Annotated in this window: 26 protein-coding genes; 11 read left to right on the forward strand and 15 right to left on the reverse strand. The window is 68.9% G+C overall.

What is annotated here, in order from left to right; all coding sequences use genetic code 11:
* Positions 1-55 precede the first annotated feature (55 nt).
* Together EXE45_RS08385 and EXE45_RS08390 are read right to left on the reverse strand one after the other, a co-directional pair.
* A complete protein-coding gene (locus EXE45_RS08385) occupies positions 56-514 on the reverse strand; it encodes a hypothetical protein (RefSeq protein ID WP_137694041.1) in 459 nt (152 codons plus the stop codon).
* A gap of 12 nt (positions 515-526) precedes the next feature.
* The gene (locus EXE45_RS08390) at positions 527-1,210 is read right to left on the reverse strand and encodes a haloacid dehalogenase type II (RefSeq protein WP_137694042.1); all 684 of its coding nucleotides are present in this window, start codon (positions 1,208-1,210) and stop codon (positions 527-529) included.
* A 146-nt stretch (positions 1,211-1,356) separates the two neighbouring features.
* On the opposite strand from EXE45_RS08390, the gene EXE45_RS08395 reads away from it, so the two are divergent.
* Complete coding sequence (locus EXE45_RS08395; protein ID WP_137694043.1) at positions 1,357-2,265, forward strand: HD domain-containing protein; 909 nt, start codon at positions 1,357-1,359, stop codon at positions 2,263-2,265.
* 202 nt (positions 2,266-2,467) lie between these two features.
* Positions 2,468-2,977 (forward strand): PUA domain-containing protein, encoded by a 510-nt coding sequence (locus tag EXE45_RS08400; protein WP_137694044.1) that lies wholly within the window; start codon positions 2,468-2,470, stop codon positions 2,975-2,977.
* Positions 2,978-3,468: 491 nt separating this feature from the next.
* Here EXE45_RS08400 and EXE45_RS08405 read toward each other — a convergent pair whose 3' ends face one another.
* The 6 genes from EXE45_RS08405 to EXE45_RS08430 form a co-directional block, all read right to left on the reverse strand.
* A complete protein-coding gene (locus tag EXE45_RS08405) occupies positions 3,469-4,485 on the reverse strand; it encodes a presenilin family intramembrane aspartyl protease PSH (RefSeq protein ID WP_092921148.1) in 1,017 nt (338 codons plus the stop codon).
* 750 nt (positions 4,486-5,235) lie between these two features.
* Complete coding sequence (locus EXE45_RS08410; protein WP_137694045.1) at positions 5,236-6,042, reverse strand: nitrilase-related carbon-nitrogen hydrolase; 807 nt, start codon at positions 6,040-6,042, stop codon at positions 5,236-5,238.
* Positions 6,039-6,470: a CoxG family protein gene (locus EXE45_RS08415; protein ID WP_092921146.1), complete on the reverse strand. Its 432-nt coding sequence runs from the start codon at positions 6,468-6,470 to the stop codon at positions 6,039-6,041. Before EXE45_RS08415 ends, EXE45_RS08410 begins: the two co-directional genes overlap by 4 nt.
* Positions 6,471-6,561: 91 nt before the next feature.
* A complete protein-coding gene (locus EXE45_RS08420) occupies positions 6,562-6,789 on the reverse strand; it encodes a hypothetical protein (RefSeq protein WP_092921145.1) in 228 nt (75 codons plus the stop codon).
* A gap of 73 nt (positions 6,790-6,862) precedes the next feature.
* Positions 6,863-7,045: a hypothetical protein gene (locus EXE45_RS08425; RefSeq protein WP_092921144.1), complete on the reverse strand. Its 183-nt coding sequence runs from the start codon at positions 7,043-7,045 to the stop codon at positions 6,863-6,865.
* A gap of 88 nt (positions 7,046-7,133) precedes the next feature.
* Positions 7,134-8,165: a phosphate uptake regulator PhoU gene (locus EXE45_RS08430; RefSeq protein WP_092921143.1), complete on the reverse strand. Its 1,032-nt coding sequence runs from the start codon at positions 8,163-8,165 to the stop codon at positions 7,134-7,136.
* 171 nt (positions 8,166-8,336) lie between these two features.
* On the opposite strand from EXE45_RS08430, the gene EXE45_RS08435 reads away from it, so the two are divergent.
* Positions 8,337-8,696, forward strand: a complete 360-nt coding sequence (locus tag EXE45_RS08435) for a response regulator (protein ID WP_137694046.1) — start codon at positions 8,337-8,339, stop codon at positions 8,694-8,696.
* 24 nt (positions 8,697-8,720) lie between these two features.
* On the opposite strand, the gene EXE45_RS08440 is transcribed toward EXE45_RS08435, so the two are convergent.
* Complete coding sequence (locus tag EXE45_RS08440) at positions 8,721-9,101, reverse strand: hypothetical protein (protein WP_092921141.1); 381 nt, start codon at positions 9,099-9,101, stop codon at positions 8,721-8,723.
* A 181-nt stretch (positions 9,102-9,282) separates the two neighbouring features.
* Between EXE45_RS08440 and aglJ the strand changes: the two genes are divergently transcribed.
* The 6 genes from aglJ (at position 9,283) to EXE45_RS08470 (ending at position 17,202) form a co-directional block, all read left to right on the forward strand.
* Positions 9,283-10,239, forward strand: a complete 957-nt coding sequence (gene aglJ, locus EXE45_RS08445) for an S-layer glycoprotein N-glycosyltransferase AglJ (protein WP_092921140.1) — start codon at positions 9,283-9,285, stop codon at positions 10,237-10,239.
* Between the two features lie 424 nt (positions 10,240-10,663).
* Entirely contained in the window at positions 10,664-12,589 is a 1,926-nt protein-coding gene (locus tag EXE45_RS08450; protein ID WP_092921139.1) for an ABC transporter substrate-binding protein, read from the forward strand.
* Positions 12,590-12,631: 42 nt separating this feature from the next.
* Positions 12,632-13,606: an ABC transporter permease gene (locus tag EXE45_RS08455; RefSeq protein ID WP_092921138.1), complete on the forward strand. Its 975-nt coding sequence runs from the start codon at positions 12,632-12,634 to the stop codon at positions 13,604-13,606.
* A gap of 14 nt (positions 13,607-13,620) precedes the next feature.
* Positions 13,621-14,805: an ABC transporter permease gene (locus tag EXE45_RS08460; RefSeq protein WP_092921137.1), complete on the forward strand. Its 1,185-nt coding sequence runs from the start codon at positions 13,621-13,623 to the stop codon at positions 14,803-14,805.
* A complete protein-coding gene (locus EXE45_RS08465; RefSeq protein WP_137694047.1) occupies positions 14,805-15,875 on the forward strand; it encodes an ABC transporter ATP-binding protein in 1,071 nt (356 codons plus the stop codon). The genes EXE45_RS08460 and EXE45_RS08465 overlap by 1 nt, the downstream gene beginning before the upstream one ends.
* Positions 15,868-17,202 (forward strand): ABC transporter ATP-binding protein, encoded by a 1,335-nt coding sequence (locus tag EXE45_RS08470; RefSeq protein ID WP_137694048.1) that lies wholly within the window; start codon positions 15,868-15,870, stop codon positions 17,200-17,202. The genes EXE45_RS08465 and EXE45_RS08470 overlap by 8 nt, the downstream gene beginning before the upstream one ends.
* A gap of 24 nt (positions 17,203-17,226) precedes the next feature.
* Here the strand turns inward: EXE45_RS08470 and EXE45_RS08475 are convergent, their stop codons facing one another.
* From EXE45_RS08475 to tpiA, 5 genes are all read right to left on the reverse strand, one after another.
* A complete protein-coding gene (locus EXE45_RS08475; RefSeq protein WP_137694049.1) occupies positions 17,227-17,988 on the reverse strand; it encodes a hypothetical protein in 762 nt (253 codons plus the stop codon).
* A gap of 122 nt (positions 17,989-18,110) precedes the next feature.
* The gene (locus tag EXE45_RS08480) at positions 18,111-18,431 is read right to left on the reverse strand and encodes a cupin domain-containing protein (protein WP_092921133.1); all 321 of its coding nucleotides are present in this window, start codon (positions 18,429-18,431) and stop codon (positions 18,111-18,113) included.
* A gap of 84 nt (positions 18,432-18,515) precedes the next feature.
* Entirely contained in the window at positions 18,516-19,688 is a 1,173-nt protein-coding gene (dnaJ, locus tag EXE45_RS08485) for a molecular chaperone DnaJ (protein WP_137694050.1), read from the reverse strand.
* 82 nt (positions 19,689-19,770) lie between these two features.
* Positions 19,771-21,690, reverse strand: a complete 1,920-nt coding sequence (gene dnaK, locus EXE45_RS08490) for a molecular chaperone DnaK (protein ID WP_137694051.1) — start codon at positions 21,688-21,690, stop codon at positions 19,771-19,773.
* Positions 21,691-21,883: 193 nt separating this feature from the next.
* Positions 21,884-22,528 carry a triose-phosphate isomerase gene (gene tpiA, locus EXE45_RS08495; RefSeq protein WP_137694052.1) on the reverse strand — a complete coding sequence of 215 codons (645 nt, stop codon included), beginning with the start codon at positions 22,526-22,528 and terminating at the stop codon, positions 21,884-21,886.
* A gap of 162 nt (positions 22,529-22,690) precedes the next feature.
* Between tpiA and EXE45_RS08500 the strand changes: the two genes are divergently transcribed.
* Entirely contained in the window at positions 22,691-23,518 is an 828-nt protein-coding gene (locus EXE45_RS08500; protein WP_092921129.1) for a DICT sensory domain-containing protein, read from the forward strand.
* A 37-nt stretch (positions 23,519-23,555) separates the two neighbouring features.
* On the opposite strand, the gene EXE45_RS08505 is transcribed toward EXE45_RS08500, so the two are convergent.
* Positions 23,556-24,092, reverse strand: a complete 537-nt coding sequence (locus tag EXE45_RS08505) for a multiprotein bridging factor aMBF1 (protein ID WP_092921128.1) — start codon at positions 24,090-24,092, stop codon at positions 23,556-23,558.
* A gap of 163 nt (positions 24,093-24,255) precedes the next feature.
* Between EXE45_RS08505 and aroA the strand changes: the two genes are divergently transcribed.
* Positions 24,256-25,641 carry a 3-phosphoshikimate 1-carboxyvinyltransferase gene (gene aroA, locus EXE45_RS08510; RefSeq protein WP_137694053.1) on the forward strand — a complete coding sequence of 462 codons (1,386 nt, stop codon included), beginning with the start codon at positions 24,256-24,258 and terminating at the stop codon, positions 25,639-25,641.
* The last annotated feature ends 324 nt before the right edge of the window (positions 25,642-25,965 follow it).

Genomic DNA, 25,965 nt, shown 5'->3' on the forward strand with positions numbered 1-25,965 from the left:
CTCTCACGCATCCGCTCCGCGGCGGCCTCTCACGCATCCGCTCCGCGGCGGCCTCTCACGCATCCGCTCCGCGGCCCCCGTCGCGAACGCACGGACGCGACGCGAGCGCGAGCGCCGCGACCGCCGTCGCGAGGTTCAATCGGATCGTCGGCCTGTCGAAGCCCGCCAGCGCCTCGACCGCCAGCCAGCCCAGCAGGGCGAGGCCGACGGCGGCCGCGGCCGCGGGCGCCCCCTTCCGACCGGCGTACACCCCGTAGCAGACGGCCGCGGAGACGAGCCCGAAGACGACGAAGAGGACGACGCCGGGGACGAGGTAGTCGTCGAACGGCGTGCGGGCCAGCGCGTCGGTCGAGAGGCCGACGATCCGGCCGGAGGGCGCGGCGATCAGGGCGGCGCCGCCGACGAGCGCCCGGACGGAGAGCTGCGCGAGCGCGGCGATCAGCAGCCACGAGACGAGCGGGCGGCCGCGGAACCGGAACCGACCGTCGGCCGCGTCGGCGTCGCGGAGTCGCATCGGGCGGCGCCGTCAGGCCCCGAGCCGGTCCGCCAGGTCGTGGAGCGTCTCGACGGTGGCGTCCGGATCGCCGCCGAACGGCTCCCACGGCGTTCCCTTCCGGTCGACCCACGCGGCCTGCATCCCGGCGTGTCGCGCTCCGAGCACGTCGAACCAGCCGGCCGTCGCGTGGACCACCTCGTCGATCGGCGTCCCGGTTCGGGCCGCGCCGTGCCGGTAGAGCTCGGCGTCGGGCTTGAACGTCTCCACCTCGTCGGCGCTGATCGCGTCCTCGATCAGGTCAGCGATGTCGGCGTGGTCGACGAGCGACGCCAGCATCTCGGGGTCGCCGTTCGAGAGGACGTAGCAGTCGTAGCCGGCGTCGCGGAGGCGGCCGATCGCGTCGCGCACGTCGTCGAACACCTCCAGCTCGTGGTACACCGCGAGGATCTCGTCGCGCTCCGCGTCCGGGAGGTCGACGCCGTGCGCGTCGAGCGCGTAGGTGAGCGCGTCGCGGTTCATCTCGTAGAACGGCTGATAGGCGTCGACCGCGTTCGCGACGAACGTGTACGCCAGCGACCGCGACCGCCACAGCCGCGACACCGGCTCGGGGTCGTCGACGCGGTCCGCGAGCGCGGCCTCGGCGGCCTCCACGTCCACGAGCGTGCTGTACGAGTCAAACGTCACCGTCGAGACGCGGTCGGCGTCGAAGGGCATGCGCGGACCCACAGCCGGCGGCGGCATAAGCGCCGGGGACGACGGCGGGGTCGTCGCCGTTCGGTCGACGAAGCCGCGGCGACTCCGTGGCCGGCAGCGCCGCGCGGCTCGCACATTTATCCCCGGTGAAGGTTTCTGGGAGACGTATGACCGACCCTGCCGACGACGCGCCCGATCCGACACCGGACGACGCGCCCGATCCGGCCGCAGACGACCTCGATACGCCCGACGAGGTCGACGCCGACACCGACGCCGACCGCCACGAGTACGACCCGGAGGCCGACCACGCGTTCCCGGACGAGCGGCTCAACGAGGTCATGTCGCGGCTCGAATCGGACGAGGAGATCGTCGCGTACCTGGAGGCGCAAAACGTCAATCCGGTCGCGCGGAAGGGGTACAACGACCACGGCGCGAAACACGTCGAGATCGTCCGCGACCGCGCGCTCCGGCTGTACGACCTGCTCAAGTCCGGCGGCGTCGAGTTCAACGGCGCCCGCCAGCAGGGGCTCGACGAGGCCGACGAGCCGGTGATCGTCGCGCTGGCCGCGACGCTCCACGACATCGGCCACGTCGTCCACCGCCACGACCACCCGTACTACTCGATCCCGCTCGCGGCCGACCTGCTCGACGACCTGCTCACCGACTTCTACGGCGTGGCCGACCGAGTCCGCGTGAAGGCCGAAGTGCTCCACGCAATCTTATGCCACCACACCGAGGAGCAGCCGCTCACACTGGAGGCCGGCGTCGTCCGGATCGCGGACGGGCTGGACATGGAACGCGGGCGCTCTCGGGTCCCCTACGAGGAGGGCGGCCGCGGGATCAACACCGTCTCCTCGCAGGCGATCGAACGCGTCTCGTTGCGCGCGGGCGACGAGACGCCCGTTCAGGTCGTGATCCGGATGAACAACGCCGCCGGCGTCTACCAGGTCGACTCCCTGTTGAAGGCGAAGATCGACGGATCGCTGCTCGAAGAGCGGATCCGGACCGTCGCGATCAACACCCACAGCGACGGGACCGACGGGAACGAGGCAATCGTCGACCGGATCGAACTCTGACGGGTCGCGTCCGGGCCGGTACGCCCCGATTCAGGGGTCCGAAGCGTGTCGCCCGCGCCGTTCCGGTGAAGCGCCCCGGCCGCGACGGTCGCCGTCCGCGCGGAGTAGTCCCGCACGAGTCCCCGCAGAGTCGGCTCCCCACGGCGGTATCGTCGCCGGACGGTGTCGCAATCGCTTTGGGCGCGCGGTCGGTATCCCGGCCATGACCGACGCCGACACGCTCGCGGACCTGCGGACCGCCGCCGACTACCAGTTCGGGGCCGGCGCGGGCGACGCCCTGTTCCCCCCGGCCGACACCCTCACCGTGCGCCGGTCGAGCGGCGGCCGCCCGCGGCAGGTGATCGACGGCGACGTCGACGACACCCCCGGCAGCAGCGAGGGCGACCGCCTCGTCTCGTACGGCACCGACGGTCGGTTCACCCTCGGGCTCGCGGGCGGGAAGCGGATCGGCGAGGCGTTCGCCGCCCCGCGACACCGGATGGTCGTCGGCGAGGAGAGCGAGCCGTTCGTGCGCGAGGGGCGCAACGCGTTCGCGAAGTTCGTCACCGCGGCCGACGACGGGATCCGCCCCGGCGACGAGGTCCTCGTCGTCGACGAGAGCGGCGCGATCTTCGGGGTCGGCCGCGCCGAGCTCTCCGGCGCGGAGGCCGAACAGCTCGGCTCCGGCGTCGCCGTGAAGACGCGCGACGGGAATCCCGCGGACGACGAATAGCGAATTTCTCGGCGGTGGCGCGTGCCTGCGAGGCCGCTCTGCGGCCGAGCAGCACGCGCGAGGGACGCCGCGAACGCCCGGAGGGCGTGAGCGGCGAGGTTGGGGAGGTGTGAGGCGCGGTTGCTGTGCGGTCGGGCGGGACTCGAAGGGGCAGCCGGGAGGGCGGCGCAGGCGTTCACGAGAGCGAAGCTCTCGTGAGCCAATCAGAACGCGAAGCGTTCTGATGACGACGTAAGCACCGCAGGGAGCGAACGGAGTGAGCGACTGAGGAGCGTGGTTCGAGAGAGCTTCGCTCTCTCGTCATCACGAGACGCCTTTGGCGTCTCGAACGACAGCGAGCGCGCGCCGCCCTCCCGGCTGGGGCTTTGGTGGTGTTCGTGGCGATCGGCAGTTTATAAACAATGTCGTCGTACAGTCTCGCGGCTGGGGCTTCGGGGGGTGTTCGTGACGCTCACTAGTTTATAAACAAATTATCGGACGCCCGAATCTATTTAAAAGAAGCCCGCGAGCCCCAGCGCTTCGATCAGCGGGATGCCGGCGACGAGCGAGCCGATCAGGTAGCCGCCGATCGCGCCGCCGTTTAAAAGTGGCAGGCCCGCGTGCGGGCGGCCCTGTATCACCCATCGCATGAGGACGAGCAGCCCCGCGAGGGTGCCGACCATCGCGAGCAGCGCAGGGAGGTTGACGCCGAGGAGCGGGACCGCGAGGTCGGCCGCCGGCGAGAACGTCGCCGCGCTCGCTATCAGCACCGTCGGGATGACGGCGTCGCCGAGGCCGATGAAGAAGGCGTCGCGGTCGCCGCCTTCGGTGGGTTCGGCGGCGTCGCTTCCGTCGTCGCACCCGTCGTCGATGTCGGAATCGGCACCGCTGTCGGGCTCCCCGTCCGTTTCCGCCTCCTCGCCCACCCCGGACGCCTCGTCGCTCGCCGACTCGCCGTCGAGCAGCGAGTACGACAGCGACAACGGGATCACCAACACGACGGGGATGTTCAGGTCCATCACGCCCTCCGCGAGCGACAGCATGTGCTCGGTGCCGTACACCGAGACCGCGTCGTAGACGGCGAGGACGGCGAGCAGAATGAGCGCCGGCAGCAGCCCGAACGAGATGCCGAACAGCCCGGCGGCGCCCGCGCCCATCAACATCCCGGCGACGTCGATCACGTACCACTCGGGGTGGACGAGCAGCCCGACGCCGACCGCGACCGCGGGGACGGCGGCCGCGAGCGGCGAGACGAGCGCGGAGAAGACGTACCACGAGAGCCACGCCGAGACGCCGACGATCAACAGCCGGATCGCCCCGTCGAAGTCGTACCGGAACGCCGCCAGCATCACGCCCGTCATCGCGACGATGGCGAGGACGTACAGCACGCTGTTCGCGGGGTTGTCGGGGTTCTCGACCGCCTGATAGCCGCTCGCGGCGAACTCGGGGACCAGCGCCAGCGCGCCCACCTGGACGACGAGGAACAGCCCGACCACGAAGGCGACGCCGCGGTACTCGCGGGGGAACATTCGACCGTCGGTTCGTCGGCCCGGGGTTTCGTCCTTGCGCTTCGGCCCCGCGCTCCGACGGCGGTCGCTGTCCGTGAAGCGAGGCACGTACCGAAAGGGGTTCGGGCTCGGTGTGGGAGCGGGTGGACCCGAACCCAAGCCGACGGACGACGGACGGTGGAAGCGAGTGGCCGACCGGCCCGCCCGGAACGGGGTGGGGCCAGTCGGATTCGTCCGCGGCGTTTGCTTCCTCCGCCGAGCGACGTAAGAACCTACCGGCCGAATTATCAGTAGAGATATTCGCGCGCGAAGGAGGCGAGTCCCGCCGCGTCGTCCCCGAATCGGTCCGGAGTTCGGTAGTGCGTCGTGGAGACAGCGACGGCTGCGTACATCGGAAGGGGACGCGACTGGGCGTCGGTGGAAGGGGAGAGAGGTGGAAGTGGGAAGGGGAGGCGGGCGAAAGGCGAAGCGGCGGCGAGAGGCGGCGGGCGGCGGGCCGGACAGCGGACCCCCAGGCTGTCCTCGGCGTCGCCGCCCGGGTGGTCGGGACGGGCGCGCGGATCGGTTAACGCCGAATCCCAACGAGAAAAGCGTCGGTCTTCGGCAAGCATCGGTACGTGCCTCAGGCGTATAAAGGTGTGAGATCCGGAGGCGCGAGATACGGACGCGCTTACCGACGGCGCGTGATGCCGGCGCCGGGCGGCGTTCGCGGAGGCGGGCGACGGGGTCACCGAGACCGCGAACCGGCAGCTTCCCGTACCAGACGCCGACTCAGCGGCGGTCGCGGAGCGCGGGGAACTCCTCGCGGACCGCCGCGACCCGCTCGGGGTCCACCGTCGCGGTCACGACCCCGGGTTCGTCGCCGACCGACGCGAGCGCGGTCCCCCAGGGGTCGTACACCGCGCTCCGGCCGCAGAGCGCGTCGTCGCCGAACCGGCCGCTCCCGTTGACGGCGGCGACGTACGTCAGGTTCTCGATGGCCCGCGCGCGGCCGAGCGTCCGCCAGTGTTCGATCCGCGGGTACGGCCACGCGCTCGGCACCAGCACGCACTCGACGCCCGCGTCGACCATCCCGCGGAACTGCTCCGGGAACCGGAGGTCGTAGCAGGTCGTCACCCCGACGGTGACGCCCCCGAGCTCGACCACCGGCGTCCGCTCGCCGGGGACCATCCGGTCCGTCTCCTCGGAGCCGTACCCGAACAGGTGGCGCTTCCGGTAGACGAGCCTGCGCTCGCCGTCCGCGTCGAACAACACGGCCGCGTTGGCGAGTCCGGACTCGGACGGCACGTCGAGCCCGTCGGCGGCCGACGCCGACAGGTCCTCGACGACCGTGCCGGCCAGCACCGCCACGTCGTGGTCGTCGGCCGCGGCCGCGAACCGGGCGAGCCGGTCGCCGGCGAGGCTCTCCGCGGCGCGGCCGTACGCGTCGAACGCGAAGTAGCCCACGTCGAACAGCTCGGGCAGGACGACCAGGTCGGCGCCGTCGGCCGCGGCCGCCCGGACGCGGTCGAGCGCCCGCTCGACGTTCTCCTCGACCTCGCCGCCTTCGACCGCCAGCTGGACGCCGGCGAGCCTCATGCGGGCGAGGCCAGCGACGCGCGGAGCGCGTCCTCCAAGTTGTCCAGTTCGGCGTCGAAGTTGCGCTTGAAGAAGGACTCGACGCCGGGGAGGCGCCCGTCGACGACGAACTCGTTCGCGAGCCGGCACCCGCCGTCGTCGGTCTCGGTGATCTCGTGTTCGCCGGTGACGCGGAACGCCCGCGACTTCCCGACGAACTTCACTCGGTTCGGGGGGTCGCGCTCCACGTCCTCCGTCTCGACGTCGATCGTGGAGCGGATCATCGGTATCGGTAGCGCGACGTGCCAGGTCGCGCTGCCGTCGTCGTGGACCTCGAAGGAGTCGACCACGCTGATGGCGTCCGCGCGCTGCTCCGCGTCCGAGATGAACGCCCACACGTCGGCCGGCGGCGCGTCGAACTCGAACGTCCGGGAGACTCGAACGGTCATACCTCCGTTTGGGGCTACGGGGGTTAAAAATGCGCGTCGGCGGAGTCGGGTGCGGGGAACGCGGCGACAGCGTCGGGGCCGGGTCGCGTCCTCAGCCGTCCGGCGTCACGCGCCAGGTCGTCGACTTGGCGCGGCCCCACTTCTCGATGTCGACGTCGTCCGACTTCTCGGCGAGCCGGGGGAGCCGCGAGCCCACCTGCTTCGCGGTGAGACCGATCGCGTCAGCGATCGTCTTCGAGCGAAGGTACCGCTCGCCACGGGTGACGCTGTCCGTGAGGTACGCGAGGATCCGCTGTTCCTCCTCGGTGTACTCGCTCATTGCCGGATATACGCGTCTGACATGCTTAACGGTTTCTCGTTTTTCACGACCGATCGGCCGGTCCGCGTCGCGATCAGTCGAACAGCTGGACCGCGCCGACGGCGAGCGTCGCGAAGACGAACGCGCCCGCGAACCCCCACGCCTTCCCCAGCTGCCCGGGGTACGCCGCCATCACAACGGCACCGACCAACGCGATGGCGCCGAGCGCGAGCGCGACGCCGACCTCCTTGTCCGACTCGATGGAACCCTCGCTCATACGAACCGCTTCGCGGGGGGCCACTTAGTTCATGCGAACCGCGCGACGCGGTCGGGCGCGAGCGACGAGCGCTGACGCCGCCACGGGGTCAGATGATCTCGACGTGTTCCGACGCCTCGTTGAGCGCGAGGTTCGCCGCGATCTCGGCGTTCCGCATGGCGTACTCCGCGGTGTGCTGGAGGCTGACGAGCACCTCGCGGGTCATGAGCAGCGTCTCGTTGTCCAGGTCGTTCGGCAGCTCGTCGAGGATCTCCTGTTCGCGGTCCTCCAGCCGCGAGAACAGGTCGCGGCACTCGACGGTGAGGTCGTAGTCGCGCTCGACGACGGCCCGGACCGCGAGCGCCGTCAGGTCGTCCACCTGATCGGTGAACTCGCGGATCTGTCGCATCGTCGCGCTGTCGACGTCGAGGGTGTGCCCCTCGGCTTCCATCACGATCTCGGCGATGTCCTCCGCGTTGTCGGCGGTGAGTTCGAGGTTCTTCGCGACCGAGCGGTAGCCGATCAGCGGGAACCCCTCCTCGAGGCCGACCGCGCGGGCGAGGTTCGGGTTCTGGTACGCGGTGAAGATGAGCCGGAGCAGGAGGACGAATATCTTGTTCGCCTGCCGCTCGCGGTTGAGCGCGCGCTGCGCGAGGTCGGGGTTACCGTGCGCGAGCGCCTTCACGCCCTCGCCCCGCATCGTCGACCCGGTGTTCTCCAGCCGTTCGAGCAGGTTGTCGAGGGTGAAGTCCTCGGGATCGACGGAACAGCGGATCGAGATGTCCTCCGGCGTCTCCTCGATGACGCCGAGGCCCATCAGCTGGGTCTCCGCCTTGTACACCGCGTTGATGTGTTCGCTGTCGAGCGCGCCCTCGCTGCGGACGTGGATCACGCGCCGTCCCAGCACGTACTGCGCCACGATCGCGCGCTCGAGCGAGCGCGCGTCGAGCCCGTCCGCGTGGATCACCGCCTCCGACTCCTCCGTGCTCACCGACTCGGGAAGCACCGTGAGCGTCCCCTTGCCGCCCATCCGCAGCGACACCTCGTCGCCCTTGTTCACGCCGTGTTCCTGCGCCCACTCGGCCGGGAGGGTCATCGCCAGCGTCGACGGCCCCAACCGCTGGACCTTCCGCGTTTCCATACGCGATCGTATCGCGGGATAGACCTTAACCTTGTTCCCATGTTCATTATATGTTTTATCGGATATACAAGGGATACCCGCCTGCCGACGCCGGGCGGAGGCCGACCGGACGGAGCGGTCGCCGCGCCGAGCGATCCGCGCGCTTATGTCGGTCAGACCGGGACGATCGGTATGACCGAGCGGGTACTCGTCGTCGACGACTCCTCCTTCCAGCGGACCGTCGTGCGGGACGCGCTGGAGGACCGATTCGAGGTCGTCGACGAGGCGGAACACGGCGCGGAGGCGGTCGAGCTCTTCGAGGCGTACGAGCCGGACGCGGTGTCGATGGACGTCGTGATGCCGGAGACGACCGGTATCGAGGCGACCGCCGCGATCAAGGAGCGCTGGCCCGGCGCGGTGATCGTGATGTGTACGAGCGTCGACCAGCAGGAGAAGATGATGGAGGCGGTGAAGGCGGGCGCCGACGGCTACGTGACGAAGCCGGTCGACGCCGCGGAGCTGGTCAGCGAGTTCGAGAGCCACCTCGGGTAGCTTCCGGGCCGCGTCGGCGCGGGGTCAGGCCGGGTCGAACAGCCGGAGGATCGAGGCGAGCGCGCTCGCCAGCTCCTCGAACCGGTCCATCTCCATCGAGTCCGTGGTCACCCACGTCCCGTGATCGTTGGCGATCACCCGCGTGAGGTACCCGTTCTCGAACACCCGAACGGTAAACAGGTAGTCGCCGAGCTGGGTGTCGGCGTACATCGACTGCGCGTGGAACCCGTGGCGCTCGTTCTCCGCGAAGCCGACCAGGTCGGCGGTCCGGCTCAGGTCGCTGCGGAGGTACAGCTGCTCGACGTCGTCCCGAGTGAAGTACGTGAGGCTCCGCAGCTCATCCCCCGTCGCCGTGCGGGCGGCGCTGAGCAGTTCGTCGACGCGTTCGTCCGGTGGGTGAGACATACAACCATGATCAATACTCACGTACATGAGCGTGTGGGTGGCCGCAGCGACGCGGCCGCCAGCGCCGAAGGCGATGTACGCCCGACGTTCGCCCCGAAGACGGGGTGGGTACCGAGCGAGGCCGAACCGGCGTCGACGGGGAGGGACAGAGTTTACCGACTCCCCCGTGATCGCTCGTCTGATGACCGACCACGACGACGTCTGCGTCCTGTTGCCGACGATGAACGAGGCCGAGACGGTCGCACGCGTCGTCAATGATTTCCGCGACGTCGGGTTCGAGAACGTCCTCGTGATCGACGGCGGCTCGACGGACGAGACGCAGTCGATCGCCCGCGAATCCGGCGCTCGCGTCGTCGAACAGTCGGGACGGGGGAAGGGGCAGGCCGTCAGGGAGGGGGTTCGCGACCACGTCGAGGCGCCGTACGTCCTGATGGCCGACGCCGACGCCACCTACGACGCCGACGACGCGGCCGCGATGCTCGAACCGCTCTTCGCCGGCGAGGCCGACCACGTTATCGGGAACCGGTTCGCCGACATGCGTCCGGGCGCGATGAGCCGCCTCAACCGGATCGGGAACCGCCTGATCAACGCCGCGTTCCGAGCGATCCACCGAAACAGCTACCGGGATATCCTCTCCGGGTACCGCGCGTTCACCCGCGAGTCGTTCGAGCGGCTTCACCTCACCGCCGACGGGTTCGGCATCGAGACAGAGATGGCCGTCGAGTGCGTCAAGAACCGCGTCTCGGTCGAGGTGGTGCCGATCACGTACCGGGAACGCCCCGGCGGGTCCGCGACGAACCTCCATCCGATCCGCGACGGCGGCGTGATATTCCTGGAGCTGTACCGGAAGGCGAAGACGAACAACCCGCTGTTCTACTTCGGGAGCGTCGGCGTGGCGTCGACCGCGGCGGGGCTTGCGTTGGGGGCGTTCGTCCTCTACCGATACCTCGCGTTCGGGATCAGTCACGAAATAATCGCCGTCGGTGCGGTCGGCGCGACCATTCTCGGGATCCAACTGCTCGTGTTCGGCGTGCTCGCGGACATGATCTACTCGCTTCACCGCGAGCAGATCGTGCGGTACGACCGGGCAATCAGCGACGAGGCGGTGACGGAGTCGTCCGCCGACGACGGCGAGTAAAGGGGAGAACCGAGAGTGAACTGGAGAACCGAGCGGGGCCGTCGTGCGGGCGAGCGGAGCGGAACTACTCCACCGACGGCGTCACCGCCCCTGACCGGCCCGGCGAACGAGTGAAACGTCGATCGACGCGATCGGGCGCAGCGAAAAGCGGTGGGATAGTCGGGGACGAGTCACGTGCGATCCCGGGAGCGGTCCGTGGGTCGTATCGAAGCGGTTCGTACGTCGGACTGGACGGCGGTTAGCAGTATAGAAGTTAAATCTAGGCAGAAATATCGGGAAAAATCTCAGATACACGAATAGACGCGTACATAGAGTGCGAATTCACCTTCTAATAAGAGGACTGTCAAGACGAATGTAAGATGAACGTCCCTGACAACTGTCCCGAAGTCTGAAGTTTTTTATACACACGCTCGTACTACACGGTATGCCACGGCGAAACATTGAGGATCGTGATGATTCCCGGCATATCGACCGGCGAGAATGGCTCTCTGCGCTCGGCCTCGCCGGCGCGGTAACGCTCGCCGGCTGTTCCGGAAACGGCGGGGGCGGCTCCGGGTCCGGCGGCGGCAACGGCTCCGACGGAATGAACGGCTCCGAGGGCGGCTCCGGCAGCGGGGGTAACCAGCTCGAACTCCCCGACTTCCCGAAGTTCGGTGTGGACCCCCTCTACGGTCGTGACGTCGCGCACACGCTGGCTGAGCGCGCTTTCGAGCAGTCGGAGTACGACTACAGCTTCGACGGGGACACGATGGTCAACCCCGACGGAGACCAGGTCGAGATCAACATCTACCACAGCACGGGGCAGGAGACCTCGCAGCTGACGGCCAACTTCATCGCGCAGGAACTCGGCCAGAACCTCGGAATCAACGTTATCGTCGAGGCCATCGACGGCACGCGGTTCAACAACGAGTACTGGACCGCCGAGCCCCAAGGGGGGACCGACACGGTCGACGGCGAGGAGGTCACGTGGGAGAACCCGACGCCGACGAACCCCGGCCCGCAGTCGGTCACGAGCAACCAGGCGTGGGACATGTCCATCGTGTTCGGGCTGAACACCTACCCGCTTAACCCGCTCACGAACTCGGCGTTCTTCGACGGCGCCACCGCGTTCTACAACCCGGTCGGCTACTACCCGCAGTTCGACGCGCAGGAGCTCTTCGATCAGGCGCAACAGGCGTCGAGCGTGGAAGAGCTCCAGCAGGCGTTCGTCGATATCTTCGAGAACATCGCCTACGAGCAGCCGTACATCACCCTGCTGTTCAGCGACGACCTCGTCGGCTACAACCCCGAGCTCGAGGGGCCGATCGAGAACTTCTCGAACGGCTGGGACCTGCCCGCGTGGTACGAGGGCGAGCCGGAGGTCAGCGGCTCCTACGACACGGTCACCTCGGCGCGGTTCACCACCCTGAACCCGCTGTTTAACACCGAGAACGGCGCCGGGACCGCGATCGCCCGCGCGCTCGACCAGGGGTACACGTTCGACGAGAACCAGGACGTCTTCCCGCTGCTGTACGACATGTCCACCGAGGACGGCGAGGTGTGGACGTTCGACGTGCGGGAGAACCTCCAGTTCAGCGAGCCGTACGGACAGGTCACCGCCGAGGACTTCGTCTACCTTATCCAGGAGCTCCACCAGGCAGACTGGGCGCCCACCGCGGCGTCGACCAGCTGGGACGGCGTCACCGTCGAGCAGACGGGCGAGTTCCAGTTCGAGGCGACGCTCGAGTCCCCGAACATCCTGTGGCCCAAGACGTACGACCCGCTCCTGTACCCGATCCCGAAGGACCTTCTCCAGCCGTACGTCGAGGAGGAGGACGTCCAGGGTCTCGAGCAGGACGAGGAGCTGCTCGAACTCCAGTTCGCCGGGAACCTCGGCGCGTTCGAGCTCACGGCGTGGAACCGCGGCTCCGGAACGGAGTACACCCGTAACGACGAGTACTACCTCCGCGACATCGACGAGGGGCCCGACCTGTTCTCGGAGGGGCCGTACTTCGAGTCCGCCTCGATCAGCGTCGTTCGGGAGCAGGCCTCCCGCCTCGGTGCGCTCAGGACCGGCGAGGCCGACGCGGCCGCGATTCCGCCGGAGCAGTACGAGTCGTACCAAGAGAACGAGAACGTCGACGTCCTTCAGGTCCCGACACCGTACAACACGATCATCTCCGTGAACCAGCGCGCGAACGGCTGGAGCGCCGGTCCGGGGAACCTCTTCCAGCTGGTCCCGTTCCGCCAGGCGATGGCGGCGGCGATCAGCAAGCAGGACCTCATCCAAGGCGTCTACCGCGGGCTCGCGTCGCCGCACTTCACGTGGCAGCCCCGCTGGTCCCAGTTCTACCCGTCGACGGACGAGTAAGCCCGAATCACCCCGTTTTCACCTCACCAGTTTAGACATCACATGGGATTTGGAAGATACGTTAGCGCTCGGGTCCTCTGGGCGGCAGTGGTATCGCTCATCATCGTCACGGTCACGTTCCTGCTGCTCTCGGCCGCCCCGAACCCGGCCGTCCGGCGGGCGGCGACGCAGGCGGCGCTCCAGGGGGGCGACCCGGCGGAGGCCGCCGAGCGGGTCCGCGAGCTGCGCGGGCTCGACGAGCCGCTGTACGTCAGGTACATGGACTTCCTCCGGAACGTCTACACGCTCGACTGGGGCTGGTCGGTGAGCACCAGTATGCCCGTGACCGAGGCGGTCACGAACGCGCTGTACTACACCGCGCAGTACTCGATCCCCTGGACGATCCTCACGATCATCCTCGGGCCGCTCGTCGGCGTCTACTCCGCAGCGAACATGTACAGCTGGAAGGACCACGCGGCGACCGGGTTCGCCTTCTTCGGCTACGCCATCCCGAACTTCTTCTTCGGGATCATCCTGCTGTTGATCTTCGGGGTGTGGCTGGAGTGGATACCGGTCATCTACAAGCCGGAGGTTCCGGTGTTCAGCGTTCAGAACGCGATCCAGCTGACGCTGCCGGTGTTCGTGCTGGTCACCGGATCGATCGGCGCCGTCATGCGGGTCTCCCGGAACGAGTCCGCGGAGTTCCAGAACGCCGACTTCATGAAGACGGCGAAGGCGAAGGGAGTATCACCGCTCCGCGCGTACGCCTACCACGTCATGCGGCCGACGCTCGTCCCGCTTTCGACGACCCTCGTCGGACAGCTCCTCGCGCTGTTCCTCGGCGCGTCGCTGCTCGTCGAGGTCGTGTTCGGTATCCCCGGGCTCGGACGGTTGACGTACAACGCGCTGATCCAACAGGACACGAACCTCGTGTTGGGGACGACGCTGTTCTTCACGTTCGTCGCCGTCATCGGGAACCTCATCGAGGACCTCGTGTTCACCGTGCTCGACCCGCGGATCAGCTACGATGACAGGTAACACAACGGAGAACAATGGCTACTGAGAAATCCGAACGATTCGATCAAGTCGACTGGAACGACCTCTCGCGGTCGGGGCGGTTCGACCTGTCCGTCAACTCGCTCGGGATGCTGCTGACGACGATCCCGCTCGCGCTGCTCGGCGTGTACGACTGGCAGTTCCTCGGTGAGCGGACTCCGACGTTCGAGTTTATCGGCCTCGAGCAGAATCTGGAGACGCTCGACTTCTTCTTCATCTTCACGCTGTTCTTAGCGTTCTGGTACCTCGTCTTACCGCTGTACCAGAACCCGCGGATGACGCGGTACTACTGGAAGGAGTTCAGGCGCAACCGGCCGGCGGTCGTGAGCCTCGGCTGGCTCGGCGTCGTGTTCGTCGGCGGCATCGTCGGACCGCTGATCCTGAACGCGCCACAGCAGGACCTCCTCATCGCCTACCAGCCGCCGGTGTTCACCTCCGTCGCGGACACGACGCCAGCGACCTGCGTCGGCGAGGTGATGAACGGTCGGTGTTACGGGACCTGGCAACATCCGCTCGGAACCACGGGGGGCGGGAAGGACGTGTTCACGATGATCGTCTACGGGATGACGATCAGCATGCAGATCGGGTTCATCACGACGACCATCGTCGCCACGATCGGGATCACGTTCGGGACGCTGAGCGCGTACTCGGGCGGCTGGGTCGACGAGATCATGATGCGGTTCGTCGACATCATCCTCTCGTTCCCGACGTTCCTGATGTTCCTGCTCATCCTCTACATCTACGGCGCGGGGCTGGGCATGTTCATCGTGGTCTTCTCGCTGTTCGCCTGGGGCGGCACCGCCCGGTACATCCGGAGCAAGTCGCTGTCTATCTCCGAAGAGGAGTTCATCAAGGCGAGCCGCATCAGCGGCGCGAGCACGTATCAGGTGATCCGCGGGCACGTCGTGCCGAACGCGGCGAGCAGCATCATCACGCAGCTCACGCTGCTCATCCCCGGCTTCCTGCTCGCGGAGGCGCAGCTCGCGTTCCTCGGGGTCGGCGACTCGACGGTTCCCTCTTGGGGACAGCTCATCGCCACCGGCCGGAGCGACCTCTCGTTCGCCCCGTGGATCGTGTTAGCGCCCGGTATCGTGCTGTTCCTGACCATCCTCGCGTTCAACTTCCTCGGCGACGCGCTGTTGGACGCGTTGAACCCCGAAGCGGAGGCCGAGAACGGATAATGTCTGCCGATCAACCACTACTCGAGGTCGAGAACCTCACGACGACGTTCAGCACCGACAACGGAACCCTCACCGCGGTCGACGGGATCGACTTCAGCGTCGACACCGGCGAGACCGTCTGTATCGTCGGCGAGTCGGGGTCCGGCAAGACGGTCGCGACGGAGTCGATCACCAGGATCATCAACACGCCGCCGGGCGAGATCGAGGGGACCGTCCGGTACAATGGGCGCGACCTGCTGTCGCTCCCCGAGTCGGAGCTCCGGCAGATTCGGGGCAACGATATCGCGCACATCTTCCAGAACCCGCAGGAGGCGATGAACCACTGCTACACCGTCGGGTGGCAGATCGTCGAGGCGCTTCAGATCCATCAGGACGTCTCCGACGACGAGGCCCGCGCGAGGGCGGTCGACCTCATGGACCGCGTCGGGATCGCGAACGCGAGTTCGCGCTTCGACGACTATCCCCACGAGTTCTCCGGCGGACAGAAACAGCGCGTGATGATCGCGATGGCACTCGTCGGTGACCCCGACCTGCTCATCGCCGACGAGCCGACGACCGCGCTCGACGTGACGGTTCAAGCGCAGATCCTGAAGCTCCTCGACGACCTCCAGGAGGAGTTCGAGATGGGAATCCTGTTCGTCACGCACGACCTCGGCGTCGTCGCGGAGATCGCCGACCGGATCGTCGTGATGTACGCCGGGAAGGTGATGGAGCGGGGCGGCGTGCTCGACATCTTCGATCACCCCGGGCATCCGTACACCCAGCAGCTGTTGGAGTGTCTCCCGGAGTTCGGCGGGACCGGCGGCGGGATCTCGGGAACCCTCCCGGACCCCTACGACCCGCCGGAGGGGTGCCGGTTCGCGCCGCGGTGCGAGTACGCCGAGGAGGCGTGCCGCACGGGCGAACAGCCCGAGGAGGTGGAGGTAGCGCCGGGCCAACGCGTCTCCTGTGTCCACTACGGCCCGGGCGGAAACCCCTCGATCGTCCGGAACGACGAGTTCGGGCCGATCGACGGGGACGGAACCGCGCCGACCGACGGCGAAAGCGAGGTGGGGCCCGCGGATGACTGAGCCGCTGTTGTCGGTCCGCGACCTGGAGAAGCACTATCCGATCCGGAAGGGTATCTTCAACCGGCAGGTCGGCGCCGCCCGCGCCGTCGACGGGATCAGCTTCGACATCGCGGAGGGCGAGACCCTCGGGCTCGTCGGCGAGTCCGGCTGCGGGAAGTCGACCGCGGCGAGTTCGGTCATCCACTTGGAGGAGCCGACCTCGGGAGAGGTCATCTTCAACGGGAACGGTCGCGAGGGCGCGACGCGGAACTCCGACGGGACGCATCCCAACGACGTGACGAAGTTCGACGACGACGAGCTGATGGAGTTCCGGCGGGGCGCACAGATGATATTCCAGGACCCGTCATCCAGCTTCGACCCGCGGATGTCGGTCGGGAACGCGGTCGGTGAACTCCTCAAGGTCCACGGCATGAACGACCGCCACCGACGACGTGCGATCGTCGAGGACCTACTCGAACGCGTCGGGCTCTCGGCGAGCGACTTCGACCGGTATCCCCACGAGTTCTCCGGCGGCCAGAAGCAGCGGATCGCGCTGGCCCGGGCGCTCGTGTTGAATCCGGACCTCATCATCGCCGACGAACCGGTGAGCGCCCTCGACGTCTCCATCCAGGCGGAGATCCTCTCGCTGATCAACGACCTCCAAGAGGAGTTCGGACTGTCGTTGCTGTTCATCAGCCACGACATGTCCGTAATCCGGCAGGTCTGCGACCGCGTGGCCGTGATGTACCTCGGCGAGATCGTCGAGATCGGGCCGGTCGAGGAGATCTTCACGAACCCGCAGCACCCCTACACCGAGGCGCTGCTATCGTCGATACCGACGCCGGACCCGCGGTCGAAAGTCGGCGGTATCGAGCTGAAAGGCACCGTGCCGAGCCCGACGAACCCGCCGAGCGGCTGTCGGTTCCACACGCGGTGTCACAAGGTGATCCAGCCGGAGGGCGTCGACATCGACCAGGAGGACTGGCGGGGGTTGTTGAACCTCCGCGACAACGTCGCCGCAGGCGAAGTCGACGTCGAACAGATCCGCGAGAACCTCGCGGCCGGCGGAACGGAACCGACGGAATCGGCGGTCAGCGAGGAGATCCGCCACGAGTTCGACATCGGCGAGACGGTCGACGACCCCGACCTCGAACGGACGCTCTCGGAGGCGATCGAACACCTGTTCGAGGACGACGCCGAGCGAGCGGGGGAAGTCCTCGCAGACGCGATCAGGACGCCCTGCGCCGAGACCGTCCCCGAACGGACGGTTCACGCCCCCGACCACGAGTCCGCCTGCCTGCGACACGGAGAGCGAGTGCCGGCGGAGCCGAACCCCGCGGACGACTGATTCGGGAGTCCGAATCGGGGACGGTCATTCGGCCGCCGAGGCGAGCGACGCCGGATCGACGCGTCGCGGCTCCGGTACGGCCACATCCGCCGGAGCCACCGCCACGTCGCCGCGGGGTTCGTCGGCGTCGTCGTCCGCCTCGCCGTCGGCGCGCGGCGACGCGAGCACGGCGGTCCCACCGACGGAGAGCGGAGCGACGAGGCCGGCCGCGACGGCCGGGGGGTCCGAGAAGGGTCGACGGAGAACCACGCGCGTCCCCTCGTTCAGCCGGGCCTCCTCGACGGCGGCCGCGGCGAGCGAACACAGCTCGCGGTGGCTGAATTCCCGGTTCGGTCCGACGATGGCGGCGTCCGCGGGACCGACCTCGCTCGGTGGCGTCCCCGGGTTCTCGCTCCACAGCTCCTGCTCCCAGTGCGTGGTGTCGGCCCGCTCCGGCGATCCGCCGAACGCGGCGAGGTTCGTACCCGGTGCCGGATCGAGGTCGGCCGCGGTTGCGACCGGCGCGAGCACGACGCGGTCGCCCGCCTCGATCCCCGCTTCCGGGTCGAACCGGACCGGCGCGCCGACGGCGGCCGCGCCGAGGAACGCGAGCGTCGTGTGGAACCCCGGCGTCGGGTCGACGGCGACGGTCGCACCCCCCCGGACGCCGAGGTACCGGAGCACGTTCGCCGCCTTGTAGCCGTTCGTGATCAGGTCGTGATAGGTTCGCTCCCGTCCGTCCGGCGTACCGAGCGCCGTGTCCCGGGTACGCCGGTCGCGCGCGAGGAGGTCGCCGACGAGATCCATACGAGTCCCTCGTGGCGGACAAGCCTTAACGCTGCGGCGTCGGCCGGCGGAGCTGCGGCCGAACGCGGTCGAGTCGACGCCGGCGTCAGGGTGCGCCGGCGATGACGATCATCGAGCCGGCGTCAGGGTGCGCCGGCGATGATCATCTTCGAACCGTCGGCCGAGAAGACGAGGTCGCGCGCGGATCCGGGGTCGACGCGGACCGCGTCACCGGGAGCGAGCTCGACGGCGTCGCCGTCGACGGTGAGCGTCGCCTCGCCGTGGAGCAGCACGTACACCTCCTCATGGTCGGCGTCGGCGTGGTCGTGTTCCATTCCCTCCCACCCGTCGTCGGCCTCGACGACGGTCACGCCGAGGCGCTCGCAGTCGAGCGCGTCACGGAGGAAGTACATGCCGGGCGCGCGCGGTTCGACGTCGTCGTAGGCCGCCGTGTCGTAGCCCATGGTCTAGCGGACGGGCCGAGAGACGGAAAAGCTACGGGCCGCGGAAGGCGAGGCGAGACGGAGACCGAGATCGGTCGAGGCCGCTCAGAAGGAGCTCTTCAGCTTCTCGAAGAAGCCGCCGCCGACATCGATGTCCTCGCCGCCGGCCTCTGCGAACGCCTCCAGCGCCTCGCGCTGCTCCTCGTTGAGCGACTCGGGGACGACCACGCCGACCTGAACGTAGAGGTCGCCGCGCCCGCGTCGACGGAGTCGTGGCATTCCCTTCCCCTGTAGCCGGAACGTTTCGCCGCTCTGCGTGCCCGCCGGCACGTCCATCTCGACGCTGCCGTCGACCGTCTCCACCTCGACGGTGTCACCGAAGACGGCCTGCGGGAAGGAGATCGCCTCGTTGACGCGGAGGTCGTCGCCGTCGCGCTCGAACCGGTCGCCGACGTCGACGTCGACCTCGATGAGCAGGTCGCCCTTCGGACCGCCGTTCTCGCCGGGAGCGCCCTCGCGCTCCATCCGGAGGCTCTGTCCGGAGCGGATACCGGCCGGGATGTCGACCGAGAGCGTCGCCTCCTCGCGGACGACACCGTCCCCGCCGCAGTCGGGGCAGTCCTCGCTGTACAGTTCGCCCTCGCCTCCGCAGCGGGGACACGTCGACGTCTGCTGAACGCGCCCGAGCGGCGTCTGTTGAACCTGCTGGACCTGTCCGCGGCCGTTACACTGCGAACAGGTCTCCACGTCGGCGTCGGGGGGATGACCGGCGCCGTCGCAGGTGGCACAGGTCGTCGGTCGCGTGAGCGTGACTTCCTTGGTCGCGCCCGCGAACGCCTCCTTGAGGTCGATGGTCAGCCCCGTCTTGAGGTCGCGCCCCTGTCGCGGGCGGTTGCCGCCGCCACCGCCGCCGCGGCCGCGACCGCCGCCCCCGCCGAAGAACTGGTTGAAGATGTCCTCGAACCCGCCGGCGCCCCCGGCGCCACCCGCGCCGCCGAAGGGACCGCCGGCGCCGCCCGGACCGCCGCCCCCGCCCGTCGCGCCGCGCTTGTCGGCCTCGGTGAACCGATCGTGGCCCATCTGGTCGTACTGCTTCCGCTTCTGCTCGTCGGTGAGCACCTCCTTGGCCTTCTGGATCTTCTTGAACCGCTCCTCGGCGTTCTCGTCGTCGCTGACGTCCGGGTGGTGTTCGGCGGCCTGCTTGCGGTACGCCTTCTTTATTTCCTCCTCGCTGGCGTCCCGTGACACGCCGAGGACGTCGTAGAAATCTTCGCTCATGCGTTGCGTTCGTTGAATGGTGTTGATCGGTCGGTCGGTTTAAGCGACGGGGTCGAAACGTCGAGAACCGGGTCTGAGAGGGTTACTCCTCGTCGTCGTCCACGTCTTCGAAGTCGGCGTCGACGTACTCCTCGTCGTCGTCGGCACCGCCGGGGCCCGCCGCACCGCCGGGACCGGCGCCGCCCATACCGCCCATACCGCCGGGACCGGCGCCGCCGGCACCACCGGGACCGGCCTGTGCGGCCTGCCCCTCGTACATCTGCTTGCCGATCTCCTGGAGTTCCTCGGTGAGCGCCTCGGTGGCGGACTCGATCTCGTCGGTGTCGGCGTCCTCGTCTTCGAGCACGTCCTCGACCTCCTCGATGGCCGCCTCGATGTCGGCGACGAGCTCGTCGTCGTCGAGCTCCTCCTCGTTCTCCTCTAAGAGGGTCTCGGCGCGCTGGATCGTCGTCTCGGCCTCGTTTCGGGCCTCGATCCGCTCGCGACGGGCCTCGTCCTCCTCGGCGTGCTTCTCGGCCTCCTCTTGCATCTCCTCGATCTCCTCGTCGGAGAGGCCGACGCCGCCCTCGATGGTGATCGACTCGGCGTTGCCCGAGCCCTGGTCTTCGGCCTCGACGTTGACGATACCGTTCTCGTCGATGTTGAACGAGACCTCGATCTGCGGGGTTCCGGCCGGCGCCGGCGGGATGCCGGAGAGCTGGAACGCGCCGAGCAGCTCGTTCTCGTCGGCGATCTCGCGTTCCCCCTGGAAGACGCGGACGTTGACGGAGGTCTGGTTGTCCGCGGCCGTGGTGAACACCTTCGACTCCTCGGTCGGAATGGTGGTGTTCTTCTCGATGAGCCGCTCGAAGAGGCCGCCCTTCACCTCGATACCGAGCGAGAGCGGGGTCACGTCCAGCAGAACGATGTCGTCGACGTCGCCGGAGAGCACGCCGCCCTGAACCGCCGCGCCGAGCGCGACCGCCTCGTCGGGGTTGACGTTCTTCTTCGGCTCCTGGCCGACGAGCTCCTCGACCTGCTCCTGGACCTGCGGCATCCGGGTGGAGCCGCCGACGAGGATGACCTCGTCGATGTCCGACTTCGAGTAGCCGGCGTCTTCGAGCGCCTGCTCGGTCGGCTCGACGGTACGCTCGATGAGGTCCGAGGTGAGGTTCTCGAACGTCGCGCGGGTGACGGACTGTTCGAGGTGGACCGGACCGCTGTCGGTCGCGGTGATGAACGGGAGGTTGACCGTGGTCTCCTTCTTGTTCGACAGCTCGATCTTCGCCTCCTCGGCGGCGTCCTTCAGCCGCTGGAGCGCCTGCCGGTCGTCGCGGAGGTCGATCCCGTGGTCGTTTTCGAACTCGTCGGCGAGGTGGTCGATGAGCGCCTCGTCCCAGTCGTCGCCGCCGAGGTCGTTGTCCCCGTTCGTGGCGACGACCTCGTAGACGCCGCCGCCGAGATCGAGGACAGACACGTCGAACGTACCGCCCCCGAGGTCGTAGACGAGGACGGTCTGGTCGGACTCGTCGTCGAGGCCGTACGCCATGGAGGCGGCGGTCGGCTCGTTGACGATGCGCTCGACGTCGAAGCCGGCGATCTCGCCGGCGTCCTTCGTCGCCTGCCGCTGCTTGTCGTTGAAGTAGGCGGGAACGGTGATGACCGCCTTCTCGACGTCGTCGCCGAGGTACTCCTCGGCGTCGCGTTTGATCTTCTGGAGGATCATCGCCGAGACCTGCTCGGGCGTGTACTCCTCGTCGCCGATCTCGACGGAGTAGCCGTCCTCGCCCATGTGCCGCTTGATCGACTGGATCGTGCGGTCGGGGTTCTGGACGGCCTGGTTCTTCGCCGGCTTGCCGACGAGGCGCTCGTCGTCGTCGGCGAACGCGACGACCGAGGGCGTCGTCCGGTCGCCCTCGGCGTTGGCGATGATCTCGGGCTCGTCGCCCTCCATCACCGCGAACGCGGAGTTGGTGGTACCGAGGTCGATACCGAGAATTTTGTTGCTCGCCATCTTGCTCATAGGTAGCGGCTTGTTTCGGTTAAAGGTTACTAGACGGCGCGATCCCACCGGGAGATAAAAGTCGCTGCCGTCGTGCGGTTTCTCGATCGTGTGAGTCGCTCACATCGGTGTCTTTATACAGATCCGCAAACGCAGCGGCGTTTCGCGGCCGGTCGAGGCGCGAGCGGTCGCCGGACCGATCCGTGCCGGCGACTCAGATCCCGCTAACGAGGTCCTCGAGCACGGCCTCGGGATCGTCGGCCTTCGCGACGCCGGAGGCCAGCAGCACGCCGGCGGCGCCGAGGTCGCCGGCGGTCGCGACGTCCTCGCCGGTCGAGACGCCGGCGCCGCAGAACACGTCGACCGCGGGGTCGACGGCCTCGGCGGCCGCGACGGCGTCCTCGACGATCCCGGGGTCGGCGGTGGCGACGGAGACGTCGCCGCCGATGAGTTCCGGGGGCTCGACGGCGACCGCGTCGGGACCGAGCGCGGCGGCGGCCCCGACCTGAGCCGGGTTGTTCGCGCAGACGATCGTCTCGAGGTCGGCGCGCTCGGCGGCCCCGACCGAGCCGTCGACGTCCGCGAGCTTCAGCCGTTTCTCGGAGTGGTTGATCAGCGTCCCCTCGGCGCCGTTATCGGCGGCGGCCTCGGCGAGGGTCGACCCCGTGTGCGAGCCGTGGGCGTTCGGCGAGACGTGCTGCGCCCACGTCTCGACGCCGGTGTCCGCGACGCGGGCGAGGTCGGCGGCCTGCGGCGAGACCGCGATCCGCGCGCCGGACGCCTCGGCCACGTCGCGGGCGGCGGTCGCGACGTCGATCGGATCGCACGGGTACGCCTTGAGGTTCACCAGGATGAACATACGCGCATTCGGGCGGCGCGGCGCAAATAGCTTCGTGGTTCGCGGCGCTCCCGGGCGAGTCGTCGTCCCAACGACCCACCCGCGAGCCTCGGTTCCGAGGAGCGCTCCCGGCCTCCGGAGCAGAAACGACCTTATACCCCGACGCTGTGGGTCCGACAAGAGATGTCCCTCATCGAGCTCATCGCGGGCGTGGAAGCTCACGAGGCCACGCTGACCGTGTTCAACGCCGACCCGGCGGTGACGGACGAGCTCCGACGGCACTTCGCCGACCGGAACGTCCGGATCGTCGCCGACCAGACCGCGTCGGGGCCGGAGGAGTTCGCCGTGCTGGCGCGGGACGGGGAGTTCGTCACGGCCGCGACCGTCGACGACCTCCTGTCGCGGCCGAGCGGGGACGAGACGGAGGGTTCCAGCGCCGGAGACGGCGAGCCCCGAGCGCGGGGCGGCGCCGGCGACCGCGTCGGACGGCCGGTGTTGGACCACCTCGACGAGACGATGTTCACCTCCTACTCCCGGGAGGACATGGTCGCCGCGTCCCGGGAGATAGAGGACCGCGCGTGGCGGGTCGGGAACGGGGAGCTCCACGCGGGGTTCCAGACGCTCGACGTGCTCAGCGGCGAGTCGGAGACGTACGACCTGCTGGGCGAGAAGGCGGACTTGGACGTACACGCGTACGCGGCCGCCGAGGGCGAGGCGCCCGAGACGGACCACTACACCGTTCACACGGGTCGGACCGCCGAGCTGCGCGAGACCTGGTTCGTCGCCTACGACGGGGGCGGTTACGACGAGGCGAAGTGCGCGCTGCTCGCCGAGGAGCGGGCGCCGGGCGAGTTCTACGGCTTCTGGAGCTACGACCCGGAGACCGTCGACTACATCATCGACTACCTCACGGAGCGGTACGGGGTTCGGGCCGCCGAGGACGCTGACGGGACCGGAGTTCCGGGAGAGGGCGCGACGAGGGGCGACGCGGGCGGCGAGGAGAGCGAGTAGCGCGGCCCGGCGGTGACCGGGCCGGTCGGTCCGCGCGTCAGTCCTTCCGCTTGACCACGTCGCCGAGCGTCATCGTGCCGGCGTCGTCGGTCTCCCAGTCGGCGTCGTCGGCCGACTGCCCCTCGACCAGGGAGATGTCGAGCGCGCGTTCGAGCTTGCGCTGGACCTCGTCGGTCGGGAGCGTGTCACCGCGTTCGAGCTTGCGGATGAGGCTCGCCTTCTCGTTGAGCTGGTCGGCCAGCTCCTCCTGGCTCAGCCCGCGCGACTCGCGCGCCTCCCGGATCCGCTCGTCGTAGTCGGTGGCGATCTCGTCCATGTCGTCGAACATGTCGCGGGGACGGGTCGAGCCGCCGGAGCTTCCGGAACTGCTCGACGAGCCGGACGAGCCGGACGACGAGGACGACGTCCCGGTGCTGGAGCTAGTGGAGTACTTGCCGCCGCCGGAGCCCGTCGACTCGTCGCGGACCTCGGTGCCGAAGTCCGTACACGAGCTACAGAGCTCCAGTTCGGCGCCTTCGACCTTCGTCGTCGTCAACGAGGCCTCGTCGGCGCCGCACATCTCACACTGGGGCATACGCGTCGCTAACGCTCCCGGTGATATAAAGGGTGTGCCGCGGCGCCGCGGGGACCCGGTTCCGTTCGGCCGTCGCGTCGACCGCGCTCGGAGTTCGGTGCCGCACCGAGCGCAATCGTGCCGCGGCCGGTACCCACTTGTCGCCGCGGCCGGCAGAGTGGGTATGGACGTCCACGTCACGCGCTCACACCTCCGGGGGACCGCCCGCGCGCCGCCGTCGAAGAGCTACACGCACCGCGCGCTGCTCGCGGCCGGCTACAGCGGCGGCGCGACCGTCGAGTCGCCGCTCGTCTCCGCCGACACGCGGGCGACCGCTCGCGCCGTGGCCGCGTTCGGCGGGTCGGTCGCGCCTGCCGGGAGCGAGCGCGGCGGCGACCGACCCGCCGAGATCCCGGACGACGCCGATGCGCTCGCGGTCGAGGGGTTCGGCGGGCGCCCCGGAGTCCCCGACGACGTGATCGACTGCGCGAACTCCGGGACGACGATGCGGCTCGTCACCGCCGCGGCCGCGCTCGCTGACGGCACCAGCGTGCTCACCGGCGACGGGTCGCTGCGCTCGCGGCCGCAAGGCCCGCTCCTCGACGCGCTCGGCGAGCTCGGCGTCCGCGCGGAGTCGACCCGCGGCAATGGGCAGGCGCCGCTCGTCGTCTCGGGCCCACTTTCCGGCGGCGAGGTCGCGATCCCGGGCGACGTCTCCTCGCAGTACGTCACCGCGCTGCTGATGGCGGGCGCGGTCATCGACGAGGGAGTCGAGGTCGAGCTCACGACCGACCTCAAATCCGCGCCGTACGTCGACATCACGCTCGAACTCCTCGCCGACTTCGGCGTCGAGGCGACCCCGGTCGACGCGGCCGGCGACCCGCTCGACGGCGCCGCCGGCGCCGCCGGCTTCTCCGTCCCGGGCGGCCAGACCTACGCGCCGAGCGGCGGGACGTACGCGGTCCCCGGCGACTTCTCGTCCATCTCGTACCTGCTCGGCGCGGGCGCGGTCGCGGCCGAACCCGGCGAGACGGTCCGAATCGAGGGCGCGCGGCCGAGCGCGCAGGGCGACGCCGCCATCGTCGAGGTCGTCGAGGAGATGGGCGCGCCCGTCGACTGGGACCGCGAGGCCGGCGAGATAGCGGTCGAGCGCGCCGATCTCTCCGGCGTGACCGTCGACGTGGGTGACACGCCGGACCTGCTTCCGACGATCGCCGCGCTGGGCGCCGTGGCGGACGGCGACACCCGGATCGAGAACTGCGAGCACGTCCGGTACAAGGAGACCGACCGCGTCTCCGCGATGGCCGAGGAGCTCGGGACGCTCGGCGCGGAGACCACGGAGGAATCAGACGTGCTCACGGTCCACGGCTCCGAGAGCGACCTCGCGGGCGCGACCGTCGACGGCCGAGGCGACCACCGGATCGTGATGGCGCTCGCGGTCGCTGCGCTGGCGGCCGAGGGAACGACGACGATCCGGGGCGCCGAGCACGTCGACGTCTCCTTCCCGGGCTTCTTCGACGCGATGGCCGACCTCGGGATGGACGTCGAGCGCGAGGGCGTGATCGAATAGTTCATTCACAAACGAACGGCGGTGCGGTGGCGCGCGCCTCCGAGGGGCCGCCCGTGGCGGCCGCGAGGAGCGCGTGCGAGGGAGTCGCGAGCGCCCGCAGGGCGTGAGCGACGAGGCTGGGGAGGCGTGAGGCGCGGTCCCGCGAGCGACCAGAGGGAGCGAGCGGGAGTAAGGAAGTCGCAGCCTGCGCAGCGACCGAAGGGAGCGAGCAGGACCGTCTTCCGGTGGTGCGGTCGCGGTCGGGTGGGATTCAAAGGGGCAGCCGCGAGGCCGCCGTAGGCGACGTAAGCACCGCAGGGAGCGAACGAAGTGAGCGACCGAGGA

Source organism: Halorubrum sp. SP9 (assembly GCF_005435015.1).
Taxonomy (GTDB): Archaea; Halobacteriota; Halobacteria; order Halobacteriales; family Haloferacaceae; genus Halorubrum; species Halorubrum sodomense.